Source organism: Pyrobaculum sp., from assembly GCF_049971835.1.
GTDB lineage: Archaea > Thermoproteota > Thermoprotei > Thermoproteales > Thermoproteaceae > Pyrobaculum.
Window position 1 is genome coordinate 1 of the sequence record NZ_JBMFKV010000266.1, and the last position, 2,179, is coordinate 2,179.

Below are 2,179 nucleotides of genomic sequence, written 5' to 3' on the forward strand. Positions count from 1 at the left end.
CATGGAGGTGGTGGACTACCTCTACAGATCTTCCCGTAGCGATAGAGATCTCGCGGTGAAGTTCGTAGAGGCGGCCCAGTACTACCTGGGGGAGTGTAGAGCTAGGCTCCTTGCGCCCAGGCTTGTAAGAGTGGTTAACAGCATCCCTAGCTATGTGCCGGATGAGGAGTTTAGAGATATTCTCGCCGCCGTGGTTGAGTGTATTGCAGAGGGGAGGTTTTCTAGAGAGGGGGCGAGGAGGCTTGCCGAGGTTTTGCGGGACCATATATCGCCTGAGTCTCTCGGCCTTTTGAGACAGTACTCCTGTATTCTCTTCTTTCTGGGCTACGTGGAACTGGCGGCGTCTTTTATAAAGCTGTCTAGGGCGGCTCCGGAGGAGGTGCCTCAGCTGGTGGAGGGGCTGGAGGAGAGGTTTAGGCCTCAGTTTATGGTTATCGCGGGTGAGCTAGGCGAGCTGGAGGGAGTTTTGTCAAAGTGCTGAAGTTCTTATAAGCCTCACGCTTTGTTTTATCGCGGCGATGGCTGTGTGGAACTTCACCTCGTCGTTGAGCCAATCTTCCACCTGCCTTAAGTCGAAGTAGAGCTCTCCTCTCCATATATTTACCGCGTTTAAGACTGAGATTAGTCTATTGACGAGGGGCTTCTGAGGCCCTACTCTTTCCAGTGTAGAGAGGAGCTCTAGCGCCTCTTCTAGAGCCTGCTGGGGGGTCCCCTCGTAGGGGGCTATGTAGCCTCTAGCCTCTGCGGCGTTTGAAATATCGACCGTCTCCGCCATTTCTCTGCCGCCCGCCGTGTAGGCGGCGTCTAGGACTAGATCTATCGTGCCGGAGGTGGTCGGCCTTATCCACACTGTGAATATTTTCTTCTCACCTGGGCCTATTGTGGCGAATTTATGTCTCTCCCCTTTTATAACGTCGGCGTGGGGAGACCTCACTCTTATCTCCACATCTCTAACCTCGACGCTGTAGTTGTTCTGTAACGTCACTTCCAGCGGCGTGAGCTCATTCTGCCGGGTGACTGTTGGCTTTACAAAAGCCGCGACGCCCCTGGCCTTCCTAGCCTCTATCTTCTCCCTCCACGTCAGCTCCGCGGCTCTGCCGGTGGGATCCGCCAGCTTCGCAACCACCTCCAGCTCCCTATCCGCGGGGCCGATGTCAACGGCGTAGATATTAACCCACTCCTCCCCAGGCCCCAGTAGCTGGTTGACTTCGGCTGTCTTGTCTCTTATCCTCAGCCGCGTAATTCGGAGGGGGTAGTGGCTGTGGTTGCGTATAACGACGATGAGGGTGTTGGGCACTCCTATGTAGAAGCTTGCTGGCGTCTTGACCTCCAGCTCCGCTTTGGGCGGCACGTACTCCACCTCCACCTCGGCTTCCTTTCTGTAGTACTGGCCTCTGTAGACCGCAATCGCCACGATTTTACCGCGGCCTGGACGCTCCGCCTTGGCCACCACAGGCACCACCAGCTCCTCCTGAGGCTCCACAGCCGCGTCTCGGATGAATGGGTCAAGCTTCAGCTGGCCCTCCGAGAATACTTTAACACTGACAGATTCAGCCACGTCGTTGCCTATGTTAAAAACTCTGACAACGGCCTCCACATCTCTGAACATCTCTACGCGGGGCGGCGCCTCGATTTTTATGTCGAGCACCGCCCTCCTCGCCACCTCGACGCCTCTTACGGTGACGTGGTTGCTGGCGATTCTCCTGCCGTCCGGCATCAACAATGCTATGTAGTAAATATTCTCCCCCGGCTGGACGGAGGCGCTTAAGTCAAATCTGTTCTCCCCCCGCCGGAGCTCGACGCTACGTCTCTCCACAAGCCTCCCGTTGTGCATAAGCTGTACCTCTGCGGCGGCGTCCCGCGACGCGGTGACGAGGGCCGTCAGCCTCACAGTACCCCCGGGTTGCGCCGTGGGGGACTCCGCCGAGAGAGTTGCAGATATCCTCACCTCCTCCCTCTCGACGACTACTCTCAGCCTGGGGGCCTCCACCTCCACGTCATCGGCCACGATAGTCTTTAGGTGGATGTAGTCAACACCTCCCCTCAACCCCTTGATTTTCAGCAACACCTCGCCTCCCTCTGTTTTCTGAGGCTCCGGCTGTACTGTTGCATACCCCAGGGCGGTGTCTGCTGGTTTAAGCGCCACCGGCCTATCTGCGCGGATCCGCACAGCCACGCC

At 57.3% G+C, this 2,179-nt stretch carries 2 protein-coding genes; one reads left to right on the forward strand and one right to left on the reverse strand.

The window, feature by feature from the left end; translation table 11 throughout:
- The coding region (locus tag ACP5J3_RS13500; RefSeq protein WP_428496162.1) for a hypothetical protein at positions 1-481 on the forward strand (481 nt) is incomplete at its 5' end.
- Here the strand turns inward: ACP5J3_RS13500 and ACP5J3_RS13505 are convergent.
- Positions 470-2,179 (reverse strand): hypothetical protein (locus ACP5J3_RS13505; protein WP_428496163.1); only part of this gene is annotated, 1,710 nt, incomplete at its 5' end. The genes ACP5J3_RS13500 and ACP5J3_RS13505 overlap by 12 nt on opposite strands.